Genomic DNA, 24,129 nt, shown 5'->3' with positions numbered 1-24,129 from the left:
ATGATTGAGTTACAACAAACGTGGATGCTACCAGCATTGATTGCAATTCCTTTTATTGCAGGGTTGCTATGTTGGTTGGTAGAGCGATTTAATAAACGTCTGCCGCGCTGGATTGCCTTGATCGGTATGACGTTGACCTTTGTGCTGTCATTAGTGCTGTGGCAGTACGGTGACTTTAGTGGCATGAGTAAGCAAGTGATTGCGCCAGACGCAAATGTGCCTTGGGTTGCTGAATTCAGCGTGCCGTGGATACCGAGTTTTGGTATCAGCTTCCATTTGGCGTTAGATGGGTTGTCGCTGATGATGGTGGCGTTGACGGGACTGCTTGGCGTAGCAGCTGTTGCGTGTTCGTGGAATGAGATTCAGCGCCGTGTTGGCTTCTTCCATTTGAACCTGCTATGGAGTTTGGGCGGTGTCATCGGTGTTTTCTTAGCCATCGATATGTTCTTGTTCTTCTTCTTTTGGGAGATGATGCTGGTTCCTATTTACTTCTTGATCGCGATTTGGGGTCATGATGTCGTTGGTAAGACCAAAGAATACGCAGCAACCAAGTTCTTTATTTATACCCAAGCGTCTGGGCTAATCATGCTCGTTGGTATATTGATATTGGTCATTATTAGCTACGCACAAAAAGGTATGGTGAGCTTTAACTATAATGACTTGCTCGGTACGTCACTTGGCGGCTGGGAATATCCCATCATGTTGTGCTTCTTTATTGGTTTTGCCGTTAAATTGCCAATTATTCCTTTCCATGGCTGGTTGCCAGATGCGCACGCGCAGGCACCGACAGCAGGTTCGGTGGATTTGGCAGGTGTACTTATTAAGACGGCTGCTTATGGTTTGATTCGCTTTGTTTTGCCATTATTTCCAGCAGCGTCACAAGATTTTGCACCCATTGCCATGACTTTAGGGACGATTGGTATTTTCTACGGGGCATGGCTGGCCTTTATGCAGACGGATATGAAGCGTTTGCTTGCTTATACCAGTATCTCGCATATGGGTTTTGTGGTCTTGGCTATTTATGCTGGAACATTGCTCAGTTTACAAGGTCTCATGATTCAGATGCTCGCACATGGCTTAAGCTCGGCGGCATTGTTTATCATGGCAGGTCAGTTATATGAGCGTCTGCATACACGCGATTTGACTTTGATGGGTGGTATGTGGGGACAGTTTCGCTACTATGCGCCGATATTGATGTTCTTCTGTGCGGCACTGCTAGGTATTCCAGGTACAGGTAACTTCATTGGCGAATTTATGATTTTATTTGGTGCCTTCGCCCAGTATCCGGTGTTTGTGGTATTTGCCACATTTAGTTTGGTACTTGCAGGGCTATACTCACTTATTCTGATTCATCGCGCCTTATTTGGTGAAAACAATATTGCAGCAGTAGCAGAGCAAGAAACCAAATCACATGGTTTGCCACCGCGTAAATTAAAAGATTTGGGCAAACGTGAGCTGTCGTTGTTATTGATGCTAGCAGCTGGGTTGGTATGGCTTGGATTATATCCACAGCCATTTTTGGATACGTCAAGTCATGCTATGCAGTGGATTAACAATGCGTATGTATACAGTCAAGTGACACAAGTAGATGCCCTGCAACTGCTTGATGCAATGGAGGCACGTTAAGTCATGAATGAGATTACGATGAATGATTTGATGGGGTTGCTGCCTTATGCACCAATTATTGCCGTTGTTATTACGGTGTTGGTTGTCATGATTGCTATCGCAGTTAAACGCTCACATATAGTTACTGGTACGGTCACGGTCGTCGGTTTAAATATTGGCCTGTTTACCTTAATTGGGCAAATGGCTGGTGTCATCGAGAGTGGTGCCATCGCGCCAAATGCTGAGCAATTATTTGTTATTGATAATTTTGCTCAGTTCAATATGGTGGTTATTTTTATCTGTGCATTGGCATGTTGTACGCTATCTTATGCGTACTTGATCAATATAAAAGACAATAAAGATGAGCTGTATTTGCTCATGTTGTTATCGACCATTGGCGCGCTGCTCATGGTAAGTGCTCAACATATGGCATCGTTCTTTATGAGTTTAGAGATGCTTTCGGTGCCACTTTATGGCCTATTGTCTTATACTTATATGCGCAACCGCTCGCTTGAGTCGGGGCTAAAATACTTGGTATTGTCTGCAACGGCATCTGCAACATTATTAATGGGTATGGCCTTTATTTACGCAGAAGTAGGCTCGCTTGCGTTCAAACCTATTAGTATGGTATTGGGTAATCTCTTTGAGTCGCCACTGTTGATACTTGGGGCGGCGATGATGATGTTCGGTATCGCCTTTAAACTGTCTGCTGCGCCTTTTCATATGTGGACGCCCGATGTTTACGAAGGTGCACCAGCGCCCATCGCAACATTTTTAGCATCGGTATCCAAAGTTGCCATGATGGCGTTGGCAGTTCGATTCTTGATAGATACGTCTTTATTGGCATTACCATCGGTACAGATGTTATTGATGGTGATGGCGACATTATCGATTTTGGTGGGTAACTTGTTGGCGGTACGTCAAACGAGTCTCAAACGTCTATTGGGTTACTCTTCGATTGCGCACATGGGTTATGTGTTGATCGTCATTGTCAGTATCGGTACAGCAGCTGATAGTATCTCTAGTATGTACATGGCCATTTATGCCTTTACTTCTATTGGGGCTTTTGGGGTCGTGACGTTGATGTCTAGTCCGTATCGCTTGTCTGGAGAAGCGGATGAGTTGACTCATTATCAGGGGCTATTTTGGCGTCGTCCAGTATTAACCGCTGTCATGACGATTATGATGTTGTCATTGGCAGGGATTCCGTTGACGGCAGGCTTTATCACTAAGCTATTTGCCATATTGGCTGCAGTACAAGGTACCAACTGGTTCTTGGCAGGGATGATTATCTTGGGTAGTGCGATTGGTTTATTCTATTACCTGCGCGTCATGCTCACGCTATTCAAGCGTCCTAAGCAATTCATTGAGTTTGATGTTTCTAAGCAATGGGGTATTCGTACTGGCGGTATCATGGTCATTGCCGTGACCGTAATTATCGTCTTCTTCGGTGTCTTGCCAAACAGTATGATTGAGTTCGCAAGTTTGGCTCGTATTTGGTAAGGTTGTGATATTTGGTAGAACTGTCATGTTTGGTGGTTTTGTCATAAAAGACATGAGATAAGTTGCCGCTGCTTATATGTGGTTATTGTTCTATTATTACTGTCAGAAAACCAAGATGCGCCAGCTTTGTGATAAGCTTGGCGCATCTTTTCGTTTGTATCATTTAAAAAGTTTAAGTATAAGTATAAATAATAAGTGAGTGAATCATCATGAGTGACAATATTCAAAAAGTAACGGTGCTCAGTAAAACCACATGGACGCCAAATCTGTTTAGTTTTACCGTCAGTCGTCCCGATAGCTTTAAGTTTACGGCAGGGCAATTCGTACGTCTGGGCGTCAATCCCAGTCAGCTACAGCATTATAAGCAGCAAGACGAAATATCTAGTGCAGCCATTGATGACAAGCTGAATGCCGCACTGAATGAAGACATCTTTCGTGCTTATTCCATCGTTTCCTCACCCTTTGATGAAGTGTTAGAGTTTTTCTCTATCGTTATCCCTGATGGTGCATTTACCTCGCAATTGCAACACTTGCAAATAGGGGATGAGTTGCTGCTTAATACGCTGCCGTTTGGGTTTTTGACGTTGGCGCGTTATCAAAAACCATTGCCCAAAGACTTATGGTTGCTCGCGACAGGAACCGGTCTTGCGCCATTCTTATCGATGCTCCAAGACCTAAAAACATGGGAAGATTACGAAACCATTGTATTGGCTTATAGTGCACGTTCGCTAGAAGAGCTGGCTTATATAGAGAAAATCGAAAGCCTACAGGAAGATTTTGGCTCATTAGTAGACAATCCAGCAACATTAATCTTTATTCCAATTGTCACACGCGAGCCTGTTGAAGGGGCATTGAAAGAACGTCTGCCAAAGCTACTGCTAGAGGACACATTACAAGAGCGAGTAGGAATGTCGTTAGATATTGATAGCACCCATGTCATGCTATGTGGCAATCCAGATATGGTGGAAGACACAAAAGAGACGTTAAAAACGCTGGGACTGGTGATGAATCGACGCGGTGAAGGCAACATTGCGGTAGAAAATTATTGGTAGTTATTTTATTGATATGAGTCTACAGCAGAATTTTTTGAAAAAACGCGGTATCCAAAAGACAATTGTTTTTTGGATACCGCGTTTTTATATGAGGCGAAAGTTAGTGTGTTTTACACTTGGCTTGGTTCAGTCGCATCGTCTATCGGATTGATAGGACCTTGCATCAGCTCAGGCTCATCATCATCGTTAATGATGTCTTCGTTGCTATTTGCTGATAACAAATCCCGATAATTGATTTGCGCCTTTAAGATAAGCTGTTCTTCTTCAAGCTCACCATAGTTCACTTGAACCTTATGCAAGGTACTGATAATTTTATTATTACTTTTAAGCCAGCGATTGATATCGAGATAAATGACTTCATCTTTTGCGCGAGCAATATTGATATAAGACAAAATAAACCCTAACGGATCTTTTTTGAGGACGCTGTGGTTGAACCAGATAAACAGCTTGATACCTTGGCGTTTAAGAAAAGATTCACAGCGTAGGTTCAGGACATCAGTATAAGTTTGCTGACCAAAGACAAAGCGTTGAACATTGCGATCAAGCTGTACATGAACCAAACTAAAATTACTGGCCACCTCAGCATAAATACCACTGGCATCGACCGTACAGTATAGACGAAACCAGCCGTCATGCATCTCAACGCGTAACTCTAAAATGGCTTTTACATTATCAGTCACGAACTTTTGCAATGCATCATTGACGTACTTTTGGGCCACGGGTAGCGCAAGTTCGTCTTCAAACTTATCGGCAGTTTTGTTATATATCTGTTTGATAGACTGCGTGAGCCGCTCCCAGCCATCACTAAATGACTCATCAAAACGATAGCCCATATTTTCAAAAAACTCATCAAAGTTTTCTGAATTATTCACATTATTATTCAAATTATCACTCATGTTATCAAAGCCACTCAAACTTATTATCCTTATGATGATAGGGTCGTCATTGACTAGGTCGCCTCAACAAGGCCTATTACCTATTTATATTTGCTCATACTAGGTCGCATCAATACGCCTACTATAAAACAGTATATATCAAATACGAGAACTTCAAAGTAAACACAGGTATTTTGTGTCAACTCATTTGGAAACTGACGTTAAAAACACGCCCTAATATTATGATGCGTGTTTTATAACATTTTTGGCTATTCGTTTTTTTAATAAATGACCCAAAGGTTAGAAATGGTGCATAAATGGGTTAGCATGAGTCATCTATGGTTATGCTAGCAGCATAATTCTCTGTCATGTTATGATAGCGCTTACTTTTTGCTTAATTTATCCTCATCAACCTGAGACCTATTGTGGCTTATATCAAAGACTCGCAAAGCTACCACTTTTCTGCACAAGCCCCTAAACGTGACTTTGGCTTGCCTGTTGCTATTGTTATTGCCGTTGCAATACATGTGCTGATTATTTTTGGTATCAGCTTTTCGATGGGCAAAGACCCCGCCGCCATGATGCAAGATGTTGCAAAAGCGCTCACAGATAACATGAAGCCAAATGAAGACGCGCATTTTATTGCCAACGCCTCACAAGAAGGCGGTGGCACGATACAAGAGACATTAAGGCAAGAGACCGATCAGACCAGCCCTTTGTCTGCTGAACAAATGAGTGAGACGCAAGACGTCATTAATTTGCAGCGCCAAGTTCGTCAGCAGCGCTATCAAGAAAGCTACCTGCGAACCACATTAAGCTGGCGCCAAGCAACGGTTGAGTCTGATAACGACAGCAAACAAGCCAAAGATGACATCATGGCACAAGAAGAGCGGCTACGTAAACAGATCGCAACGTTAGAAGCACAACTCTCTCAACGTCAGCAAGTCTATGCAACCAAGTCGAAAGTCGTGACGATGGACAGCAACTCGACGACGCGCGGTGCGGCCGCTGATTATATCGATACTTTCCGTGAGCATGTTGAGCGCGTTGGCAATCTGCATTATCCAGTACAAGCGCGAGCACAAGGCATCACTGGTGATGTGCGCCTGATGGTCATTATTAGTAATGATGGTAACATTAAAGCCATTCGACTGCTAGAAAGCTCAAATTCGACGATATTAGATGAAGCGGCTAAGCAGTCCGTGCGCCAAGCAGCACCTTTTGGTGAATTTACTGAGGATATGAAAGATATTGTCGAGTTACGTTTGATACGTACTTATCGTTATAGCGACAAAGTCGATGTCACTTATTAATGGTTGATTTTTATTGCTAAAGAAATGAACATTAACGTTCATCAATATGAATTTATCCTTACATTTATAGAATAAAGAGTCAGTATGGAATTTTTAGGTTTTACCGTAGATGTCGCCACCCTAACCAATAATGCGTTAAGCTTGGCCATGAAAGTTTTGTTGGCGATATTAATATTCGTCATTGGGCTTTGGCTGGCCAAAAAGGCGGTGAGCGTTGCCCATAAGGTTATGGTGCGCGGGCGCTTAGATGACACCGTTGCTAGCTTTTTGGGCCGTCTGTTGTATGGTGTTTTGTTGGTTGTGGTTGCTTTGGCAGCTTTGAGCAAAGTTGGCGTACAGACCACGTCAGTCGTCGCGATATTAGGCGGCGCAGCAGTAGCCATTGGTTTGTCACTGAAAGATCAGCTGTCTAACTTTGCTGCTGGTATTATGATTGTGACTTTTCGCCCATTTGTACGGGGTGATTATGTGCAAATTAGCAGCTATACGGGTACGGTGACGGAAATCACTTTGGTTAATACCCATCTAACGACGATAAACAATCACGATATTATCATTCCAAATAGCGATATCACGACCTCACCTGTCACCAATTATACAGCGTTGCCCAATCGCCGCGTCGATATCACGGTTGGTATTGGCTACGATGCCGACATCAAAACCGCCAAAAACGTTATGCTGAGCTTGGCAAAAAATAACACGATGGCTTTTACCGACCCTGCGCCAATTGTGCGTGTGACCAGTCTGGGTGATAATTCTGTGGATTTGACCTTAAATGTCTGGACAACCAATGCCGACTGGTGGACGATGCAGTGTGATTTGCTAGAGCAATTTAAGCACGCGTTGGATGACGAAAAAATTGAGATTCCATTCCCGCAGCGTAGTGTCCATGTAAAAGGGTTAGATCAGATGATTAATCAAATGGGTCAATCACAAAAACTACCCATGACCAAGGACTAGTCAATCAAGGACTGATCAATCAAAACTGCTTGGTTAATAGGCTTTAAATATAAGGATTGGGCAGGTTTAGACTTGCCAAAATCTCGATTTCAAAACGTTCCATCTCATCTTGTTCGGCTTGGCCAAGCTCATGATCAAAACCGAGCAGATGCAGCACGCCATGTATCAATAAATGGCTAATATGCTGCGTCACGGTTTTGTTTTGCTCTTTAGCCTCGGTCGCCACGACTTCATGGCAGATAACGAGCTCACCGAGTGGTAATACGGGCATTAGCTCAATGATTGCAGTAGGTAAGTCGCTTGGATAAGACAAAATATTGGTCGCATAATCTTTATCACGAGCGTCCAAATTCAATGCACGCCCTTCAATAGCGTCCGTAACATATATGTCTAGCGCTTTAAACTTTTCCTGCCAGCGTGCAGGGTCGATATCGACGAAGTAGGGCAGCGTCAGCCCATGATTGACGCGCTCATTCATATAATCTAACGTCGCTATCATGATAGGGAATAAGGTGTCATGATGATAAAACGTATCAAGTATATCGTCATCAATACTATCCGTAGCGTTGATATCGAGTGCGGCTAGACTGGCGTTGTTGCTTGTGATCTCATCGTCTGCATTGTGGTTGCCATCGTTGTTAGACTGACTCATGCCATTATCCTTTTATTGTCTCAAATATTTTGATTGCTTTATTCAGATTAAATCTAAAAAAATCAGCAGTAAAAAACCGGACTACGAGGCAGTAATCCGGTTTTCTTATTTTAAAATTGGCACATTAATTTTGCCAGTTTATAATTTAGCAGCAGCATTAGCGATCACTTGTCTGCGTTCTTGCTCTTTGATGCGCTCAAATTTGCGTCTTTCTTCTAGTATCAATTGCTCACTATCAAAGATGTCATAAGCTTCAACGATCTGTTGTACCAATTGATGGCGTACCACGTCTTTTGAGTCAAACTTAGTGATATGAATCTCTTCGATATCTTTTAAGATTTCCATTGCTTGTGCCAATCCTGATTTGTGACCACGAGGCAAATCGACCTGCGTGATGTCACCTGTGATGACGGCACGTGAGCCAAAACCCAAACGGGTTAAAAACATTTTCATCTGTTCAGGCGTAGTGTTCTGCGCTTCATCTAGAATGACAAAGGAGTTGTTTAAGGTACGACCGCGCATGTAGGCAAGTGGTGCGACTTCGATGACTTGTTTTTCAATCAACTTGCCAACTTTTTCAACGCCGATCATCTCATATAACGCATCGTATAATGGGCGCAAGTAGGGATCGATTTTTTGCGTTAAATCACCCGGTAAGAAGCCCAGTTTTTCACCTGCCTCTACCGCTGGACGTACCAGTAAGATACGCTCAATCTCATTGCGCTCAAGCATGTCTACGGCACAAGCGACTGCTAGGTAAGTTTTGCCAGTACCTGCAGGGCCAATACCAAATGAGACGTCAGAGTTAAGAACATTTTGTACATAACGTTGTTGATTGCCACCGCGTGGAACGATGCGACCTTTGCGTGTGCGTAAGCTAATGGGCGTAAATTCGGCAGCCTCTAAGTCGTTTTCATCTTCTACGCTTGCTGCATTTTGCTCATCGGCTTCCATGTCTTCATCGCGAGAGATGCTTGATTGGATGATAAGATGCAGCTCTTCGGCACTGATGTCTTTGGTGTTTTGTGCTTCATCTACCAGCTTATAAATAATACGTTCACCGCGCTCGACACCTGTCACATCGCCACTGAGACAAAAATCTCCTTGGCGCTGAATGATCTTGATATCGAGGCGTTCTTGGATATATTTCATGTGATTGTTGTATTCACCTAACACGGTTTTGAGCTGTGCTGGCGTCAATGATTCAAACTTTATACGGCGGCTCATGGAATCAGTCAAGCGATTATCCTTGTGTTGTATGCCCGCTGTTATGATTTAGTTTTGATGAAGCTGCGGGCTTGAACGATAAATAGTTAATAGGTTTATATCGGTGTTAAAACGTAGAGATAAGATTGTAATAATAAAAATGACGGTCAAATTATTGTTGGTTTTAGGGAGTCAGATAAGCGGAGTTTTTTAAGTCAGCATCTTTCCTTCATTATGGTAGATAGATTTAAAATTTCAAGCAATACCTTGGCTAGATGGCGCTGTTTTTGTATGACGATTGCAACGACTGCAACCGTTTTTTAATATTTACAACTTTTATAGCCCATTTGATATAGTCGATTCTAAATAAAACAGAACCATTATATTCAAGCTCCGCTGACTCGTTTTTATACTGAACTCAGTAGACTTTTGTCGTTATGGCAACTTTTGTTTTTCTACGAATTTATCATTTTTGCTACACGCTTTGCATACGGTTAAGGCCGCTGAATGCTAGGCAATTTGTGGTAATCTATGGGTTATATTATCGTGAATTTGTTATGGCGACTTGTCATCACGATTTGTCATAGCGTTTAAAATAGGAATAATAACGATGCACAATACGGATTCAACTTTATCAAACGCTAAAAATATAGAGGGAATAACCGAGCAACAGGTGCTTATCGCTGGCGGTGGTCATGTGGGTTTGTCTTTTGCCTTGTTATTGGCGCATCATGGTATTGCTAGCACGCTTCTAGAAAAAAACAGCTATCCAACCATTAGTCCGAATGATGACAGTAAACGTAGCCACTATTTAGACAGCCGCAACACGGCATTATCACGTCGCACTGTACAGATTTATCAAGAGATTGGCTTATGGGCAGAGCTACAAAGCCATGCTTGCCGCATTGATGCGGTGCAGATCAGTGAGCAGGGCAGCTTTGGGCGCGCGCAGTTAAATAAGGCCAAAGAAAAAGTAGAGTCGTTTGGGCAAGTGATGGAAAATGCTTGGCTCGGACGTAAGCTTTTATTGGCAGCGCAAGAGGAGCCGCTGATTACCTTAATTGATCATGCCAATGTGACCGCGGTTGAACAGCAAACGGATGGGGTGACGCTTAGCTTTAGCTATTACGGTGAAGAAGAACATGAGCAGCAATTACAAGCAAGCGTCTTGGTCGCTTGTGATGGCCGCGATTCTACTGTCCGTCAATTGCTCAATATCAGTACAACGACTTATGATTACGAGCAGACCGCCATTGTTGGCGTGGTAGAGACTTCTATGCCGCACGAGCATGTCGCTATTGAGCGTTTTAGCCCAGCAGGTCCACTTGCCGTATTGCCGTTAACGGATCCAGAGGGCGATGGCAATGATGAGCACCAAAAAGGCTATAGGCGCTCAGTGGTTTGGGTTTGTCCCAAAGGTGAAGAGACACAGTATTTAGACGATGACGCGCATTTCTTGGCGACGCTACAGCAAGCTTTTGGCCAACGCGCTGGCACGTTTGTGACGGCTGGTCGCCGCGGTGCTTATCCATTGACCCGAGTGCTCGCGGACAAGCAAGTAGCGGGTCGCTGTGTCATCATGGGCAATGCCGCTCATACCTTGCATCCTGTGGCAGGACAAGGTTTTAACCTTTGTATGCGAGATGCGCATGTGCTGGCACAGATGATGAGCGCGCAAGTGCTACGAGGCGAAGACATTGGCGATACGCAACTATTGAAACGCTATGAAAAAGCGCGTGTCAGCGATCAAAAACGTGTCATTCGCTTCTGTGATGCAGTGGTACATGGTTTTACTCACCCGAACCCAGCAGTGAAGCTGGCACGCAACGTGGCGTTGATTGCTTTTGATAAATTGCCAAATATTAAGCCGTTAGTGGCTAATTATGCAATGGGCTTGAAATCGTAAAAGTGCGTAAAGACATAATGCTACGAAGACAAGCAAACCATACACAGGCTTATCAAACTAAATAAAATGGATGCAATATATATTGACGCGAGACTGGGACAAATTTTTCTTGCTTGCTGTGCCTGCGCCGCTCGATGCGACAAAAAATTTATCCCAGTCTCGCTGACTCTTTTTTGTATTGACCTGATTATACTATGAGCAAACTATCGCTCTACAAAGGACGTTCCATGAAAAATAACCATACACTTATTATAGGCGGTGGTATCGTCGGTGCCACGCTTGCGCTAAAACTGGCACAAGCAAAAATGCCAGTGACATTGATTGATGCACGTCCTGCGCGTGATGAGTCGACGTGGCAAGATGTACTGAGCAAACGTGATGCCCGTGTTTATGCGCTGAGCTTGGCTAGCATTAACTTACTGACCGATATAGGCGTGTGGCAAAAAATTGTCGCATCCGAACGTAAAGCAGATTACTCGCAAATGCAGGTGTGGCAACTCAACGGTATGGGCGAGTTGCTGTTTGGTGAGAGCCGTGATGAAAACGTCGAGCCTGAGATACTGGGTAGTATGGTCGAGCCAGCAGTTATTGAACATGCACTGTGGCAGCGTTTACACGATCAAGATGTCAGTGACTATCTAACCGTTATGGCAGGTCAAAAAGTAGTAAACATGGATTGGCTGGGAGCTGATAAAGGCTATCGTGTGACTTTGGACGACGGCACAATAATTGATGCCGCGCTAGTGGTCGGTGCTGATGGTCGTGGTTCATTTGTGCGTCAGCAAGCTGGTATTGAGCTAGATACCTTGGATTATAATCAAACGGCGATTTGCTGTGCGATTCAAACGGAAAAGCCGCATCAAGCAACCGCGCGCCAAGCCATGTTGCCAACGGGTACGCTGGCATTGTTGCCTTTAGCGGATATCACGGATGTGGATAAGGCTAACCCACAACATTGGCAATCGATAGTATGGACGTTGCCACGCAATCAGGCATTGGCATTGATAGACGAAGAAGATCGCTTTGTCGCGGACAAACTGGCTGCTGCTAGTAACTATGAGCTTGGGGCAATTCGTCAGATTGAATCCATCGCCAGCTTTCCATTAGCGGCGCAACAAGCAAAGCGATACGTGGCTGATAATTTGGTACTGATCGGTGATGCGGCACATGGTGTGCATCCGCTGGCAGGACAAGGGTTAAATCTGGGCATGCTTGATGTGAAGGTATTAAGCGAACAATTAGCCCATGACTTTACGCGTAGTGGCGGCACGCGTAGTGGCAGCAATCAAACATTGCGTACTTATGAGCGTTTGCGCCGTCCGCATAATAGCCTGATGATGCATAGCTTCTCAGCACTGAACTGGCTGTTTGCAGGGTCACTTGCCCAAATGCGCCCTGTGCAGCAAATACGCAATGAAGGTATGTATCGAGTGGGCAAAATAAAGCCGCTCATGCGTTTGTTTGCCAAGCAGGCGAGTGGGGTGTAGGGGTTTTGGTTGATAAGAGAGTAGAACATGGATGTTAAATTATCGTCAATAGTGACTATTATGATAAGTGCTTTAGCACTGATGGGTTGCCAAACTACTGTAATATTGCCATCTCCAGATATAATCCAAGATGAAAATACCATGACGATGCAAGCGGAAGATACTGATTCAGATGGTGATGGAATTTTAGATCAAATCGATCATTGCCCAAAAACGCCAAATCATACAGTAGTAGATGCGAAAGGGTGCACAATAATAATTGAGGGAGGCGATGCACTCGAAATGTCGTTTGCTGGTTTTTTCCCGTCCATGGGCAGTCATCTGCCTGATATTTACGATCTTGAGTTTGCAAAAATAGAAGAAAAACTTAATGAGCATGCAGACGCGACGGTGTTTATTTTTGGTCATACCGCGTCGAGTGAGCGCGATGAGGCGGCTGTTACGCACTTTGGCAGCGACACGCTAGCGCGTTATCGAGCACTTATGGTCAAAAATATGCTGGTACTAGACCATGGTATTGCTGCTGAGCGTATCCATACTTATGACTGCTCAAATAGATACTTAGCGACAGAACAAGATTTTTTAGACCGCACTCTCGCAGCACTAAATGTTGATGATATTGAGGCTAAACAAAGCCGTGTAACCTTAAGAGCAAGCTCTGAAGTCAGTGACTTAAATGACCTTAAATATGTATCCTATTCACGGATGTATGGTGAGTATGCAAAACATTGTGAACCATTTGAATAATGATATAAATGATGGTTAATACGTATCAGGTACTAAAATTTGTATTTATCCCACTGCTGAAAAAAACACCATCAGCACAGGTGAGACGATATTAATAATAAAACCAAAACTAATCGCCAGCGGCACGACTTTCAATCCGCCTGACTGTTGAATAATCGGCAAGGTAAAGTCTAAGCTGGTCGCACCGCCAAGCCCGACCGCTGCTGATGGATATTTGCGCATAAAGACGGGGATAAATAATAACGCAAAAAACTCACGTACCAAGTCATTAAATAACGCCACACTACCCCAAACGGCGCCATAAGCGTCGGTCATGACAATCGCTGAAAGTGAGTACCAACCAAATCCCGATGCCAACGCCAAGCCCTTAGTCCATGACACGTCCGTAAACAACGCCGCAAAAACAAGCCCGCCCGCCAATACCGATAGCGTGAAGATGACACTCATCTCGACACCACGTCTATTCAACATTACTTCTTTAAGTGTAATACCTGACCCCTTTAACCCAATACCGACCAGTAAGATTAATAACATGAGCAACGCAGTCATGGTGTTTTCAGGCGGCATATAAGCGGCTGGCAAGAAATAACCAATGATCATACCGATCAGCACACAAACCACTTGCGCCAAGCTGCCACGAATACTAACGCGATGCTCCTTCGATTTCACACTGGGTTTTTTGGCGTGCCATGGGCGCACACGGTCAAACAACATAAGTGCAAACAAACCTGTACCAATTGTCAATATCGACAGGACGGTGACATATAGCGCAATTTCGCCCAGCTGACTGCCTAGCCCCTCGACCTGTGATAGCTCAATACCAATAAGGCCTAAAATGATGAAAACCAAATAAGATAAGCCTTTATCTGCAAGTTTGATCATGGTCGGATGAGAAGGGATGGCAAAGCCAATAAACATTGGCATTAATACCAGAACAAGAGTAATTAAGCTTTGCATGGTGGTCGGCTCGCAGCATTTTTAATAAGGCGCTTTTGATAAGGCATTTTTAAGAAACTGAAGATTGTATCACACCACCGAAAAAATACGGACTACTAAGGCGTGTCCTCAATCTGAACGAGGATGACTAAATGGCTTAAAAATGGCTAAATATTCGCCAAACTGTGTCAAATAGCTGGTTAATAGCCTGATATTATCGGCGCTATTTTCCTTATTTGGCTTCAATTTATCTCATTTTTATGACCATTTTCAAAATGAGGACATGCCTCAAATTTCTAGCAGTCTTTGATCGTCCTGAGTTGAATGTGGATAATGCTGAGCGACTTTTACAGATTGAGTAAAGTCAGTATGTTGATGATAGAATTGGTCTGGTAGTGAAGCAATCACACTCGTCCGAGGAGTGTCTGCTAAGTTTGGATAGTCATGTCGATAATGCCCACCGCGACTCTCAACGCGCTGATAGGCTGATTGAATGATTAAGATCGCTAATTGCAACTGTCTTGCCAATTGACAGTATGCAAGTTCGCTGGCAGTAGTGGGGTTGTTTTTATTACTTGCGTCGGATTGATCAGACTCAGCATCTGTTAGCCAGTCTTGCCATTTTTGTATTTGGTCTAATGCTTGCTCTAATTGACTGGCGCTACGGGTGATACCCATATTGGCTGTCATGAGTGCCTTCAGTTCTGAGATTATTTTTACGACATCAGTTTTTGCCAAATTAGTATAAATGCTGAATCGTTTATCGGCATGCTTATGCGCTGCAAGCGCATAGACAGGTAAGATAACAGATTGCGTGTCTGTAAGGGTTGGTACTGACCAAACCTCAATGGCTAATTGGGCCGCTTCATAATAGGCAGTATTATTTAGCTGATCGGTTTTTTTTACACTTTGTAAGTTTTCTAAGCGCTCTAAATAACGAGGCAAGTGGGCTGCAATATTGCGTCCGACCACCACGCATTCCAATAAAGAGTTACTTGCCAAGCGGTTTGCCCCATGTAAGCCTGTATAAGCGACTTCGCCAGCGGCATAAAGCCCTGCTACATCGGTCAAACCATTTGCGCAAGTAACCACGCCGCCGCAACTATAATGGGCAGTCGGAGCAACCGGAATAGGGTCAGTAGTCATATCGATACCAAGTGCTAGCAAGGTTTGGTCAATTTGTGGAAAATGCGCCCGCAAAAATTTCGCTGGCAAGTGGCTGACATCAAGGTGTACATAACCAAGTCCATTGTGATGAATCTGCTCTGCTATAGCCCGCGCGACGATATCTCGCGGTGCCAGCTCAGCTCGTGAGTCCACATCCAGCATAAAGCGCGTCCCAGTTTGCGGACAATACAGTCGCCCACCTTCACCGCGTAACGCTTCAGATATCAAAAAGCTGCTGTTAGCAAGTGCTAAACCTGTCGGATGAAATTGGATAAATTCCAGATTTGCTAAGCGGCATCCTGCTTGCCACGCCATCATAACGCCATCGCCGACACAAACATTGGGGGCGCTGGCACGCTTAAACAATTGTCCTAAGCCGCCGCTGGCCAGTACAACGGCACGGCTATAAAAGGTGAGCTGACGCTGATTGATGTGGTCAAACACCAGCGCGCCTTGACAGTGTTTAATCGTCGCATGAGGGTTCAGCTGGCTATCAGTGAATGGCGAGGTAAGTAACGTCAACGCTTCATGATAGGGCAAAATAGTAATGTTGGTTGCAGCATGTGCTTTTATGTTCAACGCTTCCATAATATGCCGACCAGTAGCGTCATCGGCATGCGCCACTCGGCGACAGCCATGACCGCCTTCTTGAGTTAAATGCAAGTCACTGGTGTGCAACTCGGTCAGCGGTTTTTTTTTGGCATTTTGTTGAGAGATTTGGGTAAATGGAACACCTTGCTCACATAACCATTGAACGGCCTGCTGCCCAGCGCTTAGAATGCTGGTCGTGTGCTCAATCTCACACAACCCTGCGCCAGCGATCAGTGTATCGGCGATATGGTCAGTAACGGAGTCGTTTTTATCCAAACTGGCTGCGATACCGCCTTGGGCATAGTGGCTTGAGCAAACCTCAAGTGCGTCTTTGCTCAATACCGTGATATTCAGCGACTTTGGCAAAGATAGCGCGGTGCTCAATCCTGCCAGTCCAGCACCAATGATGAGAACATCCGTTTGTCTTGTGTCAGCAGTACCACTGCCGACCGTTTCTATTTTGAATGCCTCATTCATGTTAGGCGGCTCCAACGTTAGCAAACAGGGCGCGGTCTTTGACGATATCACCACTAGCGGCTACTCGCTGCTTTTGTGATTCGGCAAAATCAAGCATACGTTGTAGCGGTTTTTTGGCTGCTGCTGCCAACTCAGGCGTCATCAGCACTTCGCCAGTATGATGAGTGAGACACTGCTCAATACCTTGCAAGCCATTCATCGCCATCCATGGACAAAAGGCACAGCTTTTGCAACTGGCGCTCTCACCAGCGGTAGGCGCGGCCAAAAAGCGTTTGTGCGGCGAGCGTTTTTGCATCTCATGCAAGATACCCAAGTCGGTCGCGACGATAAACGTTTCGGCATCCATCTCATAAGTCGATTGCAACAGCTTACTGGTTGAGCCAACCACATCTGCAAGCTCAACGACGCTATCAGGAGATTCAGGATGTACCAACACTTTCGCGTTTGGATGCTCATTTTTTAACTGTATCAGCTCCGTTGCTTTAAATTCATTATGTACTAGGCATGAGCCTTGCCAGAGCAACATATCTGCCCCTGTTTGCTGCGCGATATATTTACCCAAATGACGGTCGGGCCCCCAAATGATAGGCTCGCCTTGTGCATGTAAATGCCGCACGATATCGATACCCACTGACGAGGTCACCACCCAATCAGCCCGCGCTTTGACAGCGGCACTGGTATTGGCATAAACGACCACGGTGCGCTCTGGATGGGCATCACAAAAGGCAGAAAACTCATCAGCAGGGCAGCCCAAATCAAGCGAGCATTCTGCCTCCAAGTCTGGCATCAGTACCGTTTTTTCCATACTTAATATCTTTGCTGATTCACCCATAAAACGCACACCAGCGACTACCAATGTTTGCGCGCTATGCGCTTGACCAAAGCGCGCCATCTCTAGCGAGTCACCAACGCAGCCACCCGTGGCCAATGCCAAATCCTGAATGAAGGGATCGACATAATAATGGGCGACCAGCACGGCATTGTTGTCCTGCAATAACTGCTTAATATTTTCTTCCACTTTAATGCGTTCTGTACGTGGCAAATCTACGGGTATTTTGGCTTTGGCATATTCGACATTCATTTGCGTTGCAATGCGACTGTCAGTGCTCATCATGGGCGCGTCATACGGATAAGTTTTCATAAGGACAACCTTTTTGGTGCAATAACGACAAATCATATGTCGCTAAAAGTGGGTCGATTAAATACCGCTCAAAACAAAGTGTCTTAATTATGCTCGTTTTGAGCATAAATACAAGTATTTTTTTTATACCTATGGCTACAAAGGTGCGTGTCTAAAGAGCATTTCTTTGTGGTATATGGTCAGCTCACAATACAAAGAGTCGTTGCGAATCTCGTATATTTACAACGGCAGTCTATGATAGTTTTAGATTCACGCTATACTAGGGCGTGTCCTCAATTCAATCGATAGTCATCTAAATGGGCTAAAAATGGCTAAATTTTGCCAAACATTGTCAAATAGCTGGCTAATATCCCGATATTATCGGCACTATTTTCCTTGTTTGGCTTCAATTTATCTCATTCTTATTACCATTTTTCAAATGAGGATACGCCCTAAGTCACGCTATCAAAACTCAGTTTTACCGTTTTTTTATCACACTCAACAATAAAGGATAATCCTTAAAGTCATGACGTTGTCTTATTCACATGCGCATCAACAAGGTAGTGGCACGACAGAAGTGGTCGCGGTACTGGTTGCTATTACAGATCATACGGCTCGGGTCTTAACGGTCGATCAAGGCAAGTTATTGCCCAATGGCCCGCTCATGCCATTACATCGTTCATTGCAAGCTGGCGTGCGGCAATGGGTTGAAGAGCAAACCCAGCAACCGCTTGGTTATTTGGAGCAGCTATATACCTTTGTTGATACCAATAGGCGCAACATTGATGGTCATGCATTGGTCTATGTCAGTTATCTAGGCTTGGTACAAGAGCAAGAGGCGCAGACGCAGCCATTACAAAGTCAGGCATTATGGCGTGATTGGTATGACTATTTCCCATGGGAAAATCACTTGGATGGTATGCCAAGTATGATTGTGGATTTTATTGTGCCTGCTTTATTAGACTGGGCAGATAAGACAAAAGATACCGTTACTCAGCAGCGTCGGCGTCAGCGTGTCGAGTTGTGCTGGGGATTGACTGAGCTGATGTTGATCAGTGGTGAATCAACAGATATCAATGCTGGCAGTGAGACAACAAGCGATAGTGAATATGAAAGTAAAGAGTGGGTCGCTGAGCATGTGTTATTGCGTTATGAGATGCTTTATGAAGCGGGGCTGATACCTGAAGCACCGACTTATCTACCCCGTCAGCAAAAAAATAGCTTGCCTGCGGACTGGTCACAGCTAATCGGCGTGCCCATGTACTACGATCATCGCCGCGTTATCGCCACTGCTATCTCAAGACTGCGTGCTAAGATCGAATATCGTCCTCTTATCTTTGGTTTGATGCCAGATGTCTTTACTTTATCGCAGTTACAGCAAAGCGTAGAAGCCTTGTCTGGCGTGCGTTTGCACAAACAAAATTTCCGCCGTTTGCTTGATTCGCAAAATTTAGTGATAGAAACAGGACAGAGTAGTAGCGCTCAGCGTGGCCGTCCTGCCAAGCTTTATCGCTTTCGTCATGATATTGAACTGCAGAGTTTGCTAATGGATAGCAAGTTGCCCAAACGTAAATAATTGCTAAAGATCTATGGGTTTTAACGCTTATCAAACCTTACTGGATGAATAAAGTGATGTGCCTGTCTTGCGAGGCGATGAACTTTAGGCTATATTTATGCTCATTTTGAGTTTAATTATCCATAGTTGATCTCACCAGCATGTTTATATAAGGGCAAAAGATGACAGTTAAAACAGAGCCAGCATTGGATGAAGTTTTACTAAGACCATTGGTGCAAGCGGCTTTAACCGAAGATTTGGGCAGACGCGGCGACGTCACTTCGCAAGCGACCATTCCAGCTGATATGCAAGCACAATTGCAGATTAAGGCCCGTCAGGCGGGTGTGATATGTGGTATGGATTTGGCGCGTCTATCTTTTGCGTTGGTCGATGCTCAAATTGAATTTATGGCGCACGTAACGGATGGTGAGAGGGTCGCTGCAGGTACCGTTTTGGCCGTCGTTCGTGGGAATGCCCGTCATCTATTGACGGCAGAGCGTACAGCACTCAATTTTATGACCCATCTTAGTGGGATTGCGACAGATACGAAAAACATTGTCGATAGCATCGCTGAGTACCCAGCGCAAATTACCTGTACGCGTAAGACCATTCCCGGCTTACGCATCATACAAAAATACGCGGTACGCTGCGGTGGTGGGCGCAATCACCGCTTGGGGTTGGATGATGCCATCTTAATTAAAGACAATCACATTGCCATTGCTGGCGACATCAAGACCGCCATTCAACAAGCGCAAGCCTTTGCCGGTCATCTGATTCCAATCGAAGTCGAAGTCGATACATTGGAGCAATTAGCGCAAGCCTTAGATGCTGGTGTGAACTTGGTATTGCTGGACAATATGGCGCCTGAGGTATTATCGCAGGCGGTCGCGATGTGTAAAGGCCGTGCCAAAACAGAGGCATCAGGTGGCATTACCCCTGAGACTGTACAGGCAGCCGCAAAAACAGGCGTTGATTTTATCGCGATGGGATATTTGACGCACAGTAGCACGGCGCTAGATATCGGTTTGGATTTTAGCGCATAGCTTAAGTTTTTGATATGTTGAATTTTCGAGATTTTATAGTCAAATATATCAAAGCGGTTACATAGAAGCATTTAGGCAAGGTTAAGCAGTTTATCGACCTATCTGGCTATGTTACAATGCCATTTCCAAACGTCTATCGGCTCATCGTCGTACTCGCACGATGGCCTTACTTTCTGTACAAGTTGTATCAATATACAAGCGAGCGCTCAGTGAATACTGAAATTATCAAGATAATCTTAGCCTTTATGGTATTGATTAACCCATTTAGCGCCCTAACTTTATTTTTGGACTTAACCCGTGGTTATTCGATGAATAATCGCCGTAAAGTTGCGCGCGTTGCTTGTTTGACAATTTTTATTACCATCAGCTTTTTTACGCTAGCAGGTGAGGGCTTACTAAAAATACTGGGTATTTCCATCGGCTCGTTTCAGTTGGCAGGCGGTATATTGGTATTTTTAATTGCGCTAAATATGATGAATGGCGAAGGCAATCCCGTTAAGCCTGATCAAGAAAATTTTGATGTTGACCATGTACAAGATGCGCCCCCAACGATGGCCTCTGCCGTCGTACCGCTTGCCATTCCTATGATGATTGGACCGGGTGGTATTTCGACGGTCATCATTTACTCTTCACAAGTTTCTGGCGTTTTGCAAGTATCCGCTATATTAATCGCTGGATTATTCATCAGTCTGTTTTGTTATTTGGCCTTAATGGCAGCAGGTCGTATCAGTCGTTTATTGGGTGATACAGGTCTGAATATCATGAGTAGAATCATGGGCATGTTATTGGCTGCGGTTTCTATCGAAATTATCGTCAACGGTCTGCGTACCTTATTTCCTGATTTGGTATAGTGGTTTTCTACTCATTATAGAGATTTTCTACCCACTCAGCCATCAATCAAATTTCCAGTAAATATCATTGTATTTTTAAGTGGCTCTTTTAACTTTGGTACAAATGCCACGCCAGATATAACATCAATATACCTACCAATCCATCAAGTACATTCCACGCTTTTGGTTTGGCAAATAAAGGTCTGAGTAGACGAGCACCATACCCCAAAGCAAAGAAGAAAAAGAACGACGCGCTAACGGCACCTGCGGCAAAAGTCAGTTTGCTGCTTGCGCCTGTTGAAACCATGCCAACGAGCACCAATGTATCTAAGTAAACGTGTGGGTTGAGCCAAGTAAAACCAAAGCACAGTAGCAAGGCTTTTTTTAAGCTGGTCACGACTTGTCCATCGATAGTTAGAGCATGCGAGACACGCACACTGGCATATAAACTCTGCAATCCATAACCCAGCAAAAATATCACCCCAGCAAATTTTGCGATGTCTACCACTTGCGGATAGCGTGCTGTCACCGCGCCAAAGCCACCAACGCCTGCAGATATCAACACCGCATCACTCACTGCACAAAACAGACAAACAAAAAATATGTGCTCGCGTTTGAGTCCTTGTTTGAGCACAAACGTATTTTGTGAGCCAATTGCGATGATGAGCGATAACCCAAGTAAAAATCCAGAAATATAATCGTGCGTGTTCATAATAATGTGCTTAGTGGGTTGAAGGTTAGAAAGGGTGACATTTTGTTTACTGGCAGCGCCAAAAAAAGCTGTTAAGATACGCTATTGAATGCATGTATGCAATACGGGCACAATATGAACGCATTGAGTGAGGGGCTAGTAGGTCATGGTGGTAAGTTTGACGAGAATACTGCAGTCATTTGGACAAGCTCAAGATGACCTGCCAACGCTAGCCGCGAAAAATGCTCAAGAAGTGAGTAGCCGTCAGAACGTAGGCGTTGATGACGATAATGCTCAAGCGAAGAGCACGCGTTCTGCGCTTACCGCGCCTGAGCGTGCAGATCGTATTTGTGATGCATTGGCGCAAGTGCATGACATTCGAACGCCCACGCCTTTGACAGATCGCTATTTGTCCAATCGTGCTCAGATTCGCCCCAAAAACAGACCCCCTTTTGACCCAGATACGTTATGGTATCTCAAACATGGACGCTGTCCGATTATGACTGAGCTTGTTGATGTGGTCGATGAGGCCACCCTAAATGCCATGCCGATTGAAGCCGTTGCTATACTAGATCGAATCAATAGTAAGTTGAAGCGCTACCGAGAGTGGAGTAGCGAGCTAAATGACCAGCAACAGCAGCAACACAATGAGCGCCAATTTGTCATTGATAAGCTGGTATCTGAAAGTATTCCTGAGGCGTTATCCCATTATGAGCAGCTACAACGCTTTAGTCCGCATCGCACCAAAAATAATACAATACAAGGCAAAATGACTGCTGGCGATTTGCTGACTGATTTGTTTTTAGAAGTTGATTATGAGCTTGATGAGTTATTAGATGAGCTGCATCAAACGGTGATGAATCGCCTCGCCTCAACGCACCGTTATGTCAAAAGCCGGACAAAGAGTTAGCTTTTTTGCCTGACATTTGTACCAGTCTTGCGTAATAATATCGGGTATCCATTTTGTTTGGTATCGATTATAGTAAATTTGCCAATTGATAAGGACAATATAATGACCCAAGTGACTGCGATGTTAGTGATGTTTGTGTTATATGGGGTGCTGCCAGCAGCTGGGTTATATCTGGGTTATCGTGGCATCAAAAAAGTAACGGCGCCCAAAATGCTTGAGTATGAAGCGATGCCACAATTGGGCTATATTCCTGAAAAAAGTTTACCAGAAGAAGTCAAAACAGCACTCGCCCAAATTAACCAAAAAGGTGAAAAGCTGCGGGTTATGTATGGTGACACCAATAATGATGGCAAAATCGATGACAAAGATACCGTCAATGAAACTTATGTCATGATCCAAAATTTAATGGATAGGCATGTTCCACTCGCCGTGGCTGACTATCGCCGATTGCATGATTTAGATGGTGCGCGTGCTGATACCACCAAGATCAAACACTCTAATGTCACGGGGAAAGAAGCGTTATTGGAGGTGCTGAGGACGATTAATACTCAGTTTGATGATTTACTCAATGCCTCTTATCATCAGGATGGGCAAAAACTACTCGCCACCAACAGGTATCTGCAAAAGCGTTTTGATATCCCAAAAATAGAGGCTGATGCGCCATCTTTGACACATACCGAAGACACCCTCACAGCCATTGAAAACCCTAGCGATAAAAGCCCAAAATCTGAGGATATTAGATTGTGAAAAGTAAGTTATTTTAATTATGTGATAGGACAGATAAGTGAACGATAAATAGTGAGTATGTATGAGTATATTGATAGGCATTGGCGTTTTGACGACGATCACCACCTTTTATTTGGGGCGAAAGGGTTGGCAAGCTTTTCATAAAGCGGTTGGCATCACCCCAGGCGTACTCACTTACCAAGATTACCATACGCCATTGTCGCCAGCCGCTGTAAGTTGGCAGCGGTTAAATCTGAACCAAAAGCATCTGAAAAATGTGCCAGAGCACCAATTACGGCAATTACAGTGTATCGATGAAAAGGTATACCGCTATGAAGTTTATCAAAAAGAGTTACCGCAGCAGAATATAACGCCTGTAGCAACAGAATCCCAATTCGTATTACATAAGATGCTTCATGCTCGATTGCCTGAAATGTTGGCCAGTTATCACCAATTAACAACTATCGATACAAGCGCTAAAAATGCGCATCATGAAAGAAATGTTGAAGCCAGTGAGTTATTGCAAAAAGTATTGAATAATATTGAGCAGCGTTTAGACGCTCTTTTAGAGCAAATAGAGGCTCAGCATCTACAGAGTTTACGAGTAATGAACAGCTATATAGACAGTCACGATAGTTAAAATTTGAGCTATAGTCGGTGAAAAGTCATATCGATACAGCACATACTGCTGGTGCAAATTTTTCTTGCTTGCTGTGCCTTCGCAGCTCGATGCTGCAAAAAATTTACCCCAGCAATACTATCGCGACTTTAAGGTAT

Annotated in this window: 21 protein-coding genes; 14 read left to right on the top strand and 7 right to left on the bottom strand. The window is 44.3% G+C overall.

What is annotated here, in order from left to right:
• The 3 genes from nuoM (at window position 1) to JMY02_RS09285 (ending at window position 4,160) form a co-directional block, all read left to right on the top strand.
• Window positions 1-1,626, top strand: a complete 1,626-nt coding sequence (gene nuoM / locus JMY02_RS09295; RefSeq protein WP_201597462.1) for an NADH-quinone oxidoreductase subunit M — start codon at window positions 1-3, stop codon at window positions 1,624-1,626.
• A gap of 3 nt (window positions 1,627-1,629) precedes the next feature.
• Entirely contained in the window at window positions 1,630-3,108 is a 1,479-nt protein-coding gene (gene nuoN / locus JMY02_RS09290; protein ID WP_201597461.1) for an NADH-quinone oxidoreductase subunit NuoN, read from the top strand.
• A gap of 209 nt (window positions 3,109-3,317) precedes the next feature.
• Complete coding sequence (locus tag JMY02_RS09285; RefSeq protein ID WP_201597460.1) at window positions 3,318-4,160, top strand: ferredoxin--NADP reductase; 843 nt, start codon at window positions 3,318-3,320, stop codon at window positions 4,158-4,160.
• Window positions 4,161-4,270: 110 nt separating this feature from the next.
• Here the strand turns inward: JMY02_RS09285 and JMY02_RS09280 are convergent, their stop codons facing one another.
• Window positions 4,271-5,056 (bottom strand): hypothetical protein, encoded by a 786-nt coding sequence (locus JMY02_RS09280; RefSeq protein WP_201597533.1) that lies wholly within the window; start codon window positions 5,054-5,056, stop codon window positions 4,271-4,273.
• Window positions 5,057-5,460: 404 nt separating this feature from the next.
• Here JMY02_RS09280 and JMY02_RS09275 point away from each other — a divergent pair, with 404 nt between their 5' ends.
• Entirely contained in the window at window positions 5,461-6,348 is an 888-nt protein-coding gene (locus JMY02_RS09275; RefSeq protein ID WP_201597458.1) for an energy transducer TonB, read from the top strand.
• A gap of 84 nt (window positions 6,349-6,432) precedes the next feature.
• Window positions 6,433-7,308, top strand: a complete 876-nt coding sequence (locus JMY02_RS09270) for a mechanosensitive ion channel family protein (protein WP_021813446.1) — start codon at window positions 6,433-6,435, stop codon at window positions 7,306-7,308.
• A gap of 43 nt (window positions 7,309-7,351) precedes the next feature.
• Here JMY02_RS09270 and ybeY read toward each other — a convergent pair whose 3' ends face one another.
• Window positions 7,352-7,960 (bottom strand): rRNA maturation RNase YbeY, encoded by a 609-nt coding sequence (ybeY, locus tag JMY02_RS09265; protein ID WP_201597457.1) that lies wholly within the window; start codon window positions 7,958-7,960, stop codon window positions 7,352-7,354.
• A 138-nt stretch (window positions 7,961-8,098) separates the two neighbouring features.
• Window positions 8,099-9,187: a PhoH family protein gene (locus tag JMY02_RS09260; protein WP_201597531.1), complete on the bottom strand. Its 1,089-nt coding sequence runs from the start codon at window positions 9,185-9,187 to the stop codon at window positions 8,099-8,101.
• Between the two features lie 589 nt (window positions 9,188-9,776).
• Between JMY02_RS09260 and JMY02_RS09255 the strand changes: the two genes are divergently transcribed.
• From JMY02_RS09255 to JMY02_RS09245, 3 genes are all read left to right on the top strand, one after another.
• Window positions 9,777-11,072 (top strand): FAD-dependent monooxygenase, encoded by a 1,296-nt coding sequence (locus tag JMY02_RS09255; protein WP_201597451.1) that lies wholly within the window; start codon window positions 9,777-9,779, stop codon window positions 11,070-11,072.
• Window positions 11,073-11,299: 227 nt separating this feature from the next.
• Entirely contained in the window at window positions 11,300-12,559 is a 1,260-nt protein-coding gene (locus JMY02_RS09250) for an FAD-dependent oxidoreductase (RefSeq protein WP_201597446.1), read from the top strand.
• Window positions 12,560-12,586: 27 nt separating this feature from the next.
• Window positions 12,587-13,306: a hypothetical protein gene (locus JMY02_RS09245; RefSeq protein WP_201597444.1), complete on the top strand. Its 720-nt coding sequence runs from the start codon at window positions 12,587-12,589 to the stop codon at window positions 13,304-13,306.
• A 45-nt stretch (window positions 13,307-13,351) separates the two neighbouring features.
• Here JMY02_RS09245 and JMY02_RS09240 read toward each other — a convergent pair whose 3' ends face one another.
• From JMY02_RS09240 to nadA, 3 genes are all read right to left on the bottom strand, one after another.
• Window positions 13,352-14,263, bottom strand: coding sequence for a lysine exporter LysO family protein (locus JMY02_RS09240; protein WP_201597442.1), 912 nt, complete (start codon window positions 14,261-14,263; stop codon window positions 13,352-13,354).
• 267 nt (window positions 14,264-14,530) lie between these two features.
• Window positions 14,531-16,477: an L-aspartate oxidase gene (gene nadB, locus JMY02_RS09235; protein ID WP_201597440.1), complete on the bottom strand. Its 1,947-nt coding sequence runs from the start codon at window positions 16,475-16,477 to the stop codon at window positions 14,531-14,533.
• A 1-nt stretch (window position 16,478) separates the two neighbouring features.
• Window positions 16,479-17,618: a quinolinate synthase NadA gene (nadA, locus tag JMY02_RS09230; protein ID WP_201597438.1), complete on the bottom strand. Its 1,140-nt coding sequence runs from the start codon at window positions 17,616-17,618 to the stop codon at window positions 16,479-16,481.
• 505 nt (window positions 17,619-18,123) lie between these two features.
• On the opposite strand from nadA, the gene JMY02_RS09225 reads away from it, so the two are divergent.
• The 3 genes from JMY02_RS09225 (at window position 18,124) to JMY02_RS09215 (ending at window position 21,046) form a co-directional block, all read left to right on the top strand.
• On the top strand, window positions 18,124-19,173 hold the full coding sequence (locus JMY02_RS09225) for an NUDIX hydrolase (protein ID WP_201597436.1): 1,050 nt from the start codon (window positions 18,124-18,126) through the stop codon (window positions 19,171-19,173).
• 161 nt (window positions 19,174-19,334) lie between these two features.
• Window positions 19,335-20,195: a carboxylating nicotinate-nucleotide diphosphorylase gene (gene nadC, locus JMY02_RS09220; protein ID WP_201597435.1), complete on the top strand. Its 861-nt coding sequence runs from the start codon at window positions 19,335-19,337 to the stop codon at window positions 20,193-20,195.
• 209 nt (window positions 20,196-20,404) lie between these two features.
• Complete coding sequence (locus JMY02_RS09215; RefSeq protein ID WP_201597434.1) at window positions 20,405-21,046, top strand: MarC family protein; 642 nt, start codon at window positions 20,405-20,407, stop codon at window positions 21,044-21,046.
• Between the two features lie 88 nt (window positions 21,047-21,134).
• Here the strand turns inward: JMY02_RS09215 and JMY02_RS09210 are convergent, their stop codons facing one another.
• Window positions 21,135-21,737: a LysE/ArgO family amino acid transporter gene (locus tag JMY02_RS09210; protein ID WP_201597433.1), complete on the bottom strand. Its 603-nt coding sequence runs from the start codon at window positions 21,735-21,737 to the stop codon at window positions 21,135-21,137.
• A 148-nt stretch (window positions 21,738-21,885) separates the two neighbouring features.
• Here JMY02_RS09210 and JMY02_RS09205 point away from each other — a divergent pair, with 148 nt between their 5' ends.
• The 3 genes from JMY02_RS09205 to JMY02_RS09195 all read left to right on the top strand — a co-directional run bounded on the left by JMY02_RS09205 (window position 21,886) and on the right by JMY02_RS09195 (window position 23,992).
• Window positions 21,886-22,626 (top strand): hypothetical protein, encoded by a 741-nt coding sequence (locus JMY02_RS09205; protein WP_227678466.1) that lies wholly within the window; start codon window positions 21,886-21,888, stop codon window positions 22,624-22,626.
• A 102-nt stretch (window positions 22,627-22,728) separates the two neighbouring features.
• On the top strand, window positions 22,729-23,373 hold the full coding sequence (locus JMY02_RS09200; protein WP_201597432.1) for a hypothetical protein: 645 nt from the start codon (window positions 22,729-22,731) through the stop codon (window positions 23,371-23,373).
• Window positions 23,374-23,434: 61 nt separating this feature from the next.
• Window positions 23,435-23,992 carry a hypothetical protein gene (locus JMY02_RS09195; RefSeq protein ID WP_201597431.1) on the top strand — a complete coding sequence of 186 codons (558 nt, stop codon included), beginning with the start codon at window positions 23,435-23,437 and terminating at the stop codon, window positions 23,990-23,992.
• The last annotated feature ends 137 nt before the right edge of the window (window positions 23,993-24,129 follow it).

The organism is Psychrobacter vallis, from assembly GCF_904846715.1.
Classification (GTDB): domain Bacteria; phylum Pseudomonadota; class Gammaproteobacteria; order Pseudomonadales; family Moraxellaceae; genus Psychrobacter; species Psychrobacter vallis.
Note: the sequence above shows the minus strand (reverse complement) of the source record. Positions and strands in the feature narration are given on the sequence as shown.